The organism is Leisingera sp. XS_AS12, from assembly GCF_041224635.1.
Lineage (GTDB): Bacteria > Pseudomonadota > Alphaproteobacteria > Rhodobacterales > Rhodobacteraceae > Leisingera.
Window position 1 is genome coordinate 1 of sequence record NZ_JBGFGM010000095.1, and the last position, 328, is coordinate 328.

The following is a 328-nucleotide window of genomic DNA, read 5'->3' on the forward strand; positions in this document are numbered from 1 at the left end:
GTGGCGGATACGCTCGAACCGGGCGCGACTGTGAATGGCGTGGCGGCGCGGTATGGTGTCTTACCAAACCAGCTGTCGGCTTGGCGCCGGCTGGCGAAGCAGGGGAAGCTGGTGTTGCCAGCGGCGGAGCCGGACGAACCGGTCTTCGCCCCGCTGGTGGTCTGCGACGCGCCGGAGATGCCGCCGGAGCCGGACATTGCGGCATCCGATGAGGTGATCCGGATCGTCTCGGGCGAAGTCAGGATCGAGCTGGCGCCAGGCACGCCCGCAGCGCGGATCGCCGAGATTGTGCATGCGCTCGGGGCCACGCCATGCTGATGCCCTCGCA

1 protein-coding gene is annotated in these 328 nt (G+C 68.9%); it reads left to right on the plus strand.

All coding sequences use genetic code 11. From position 1 onward, the window contains the following. Positions 1-318, plus strand: a 318-nt coding sequence (locus tag AB9K35_RS11270; protein WP_369926133.1) for a transposase, incomplete at its 5' end; no start/stop codon positions are given. Positions 319-328: the final 10 nt, after the last annotated feature.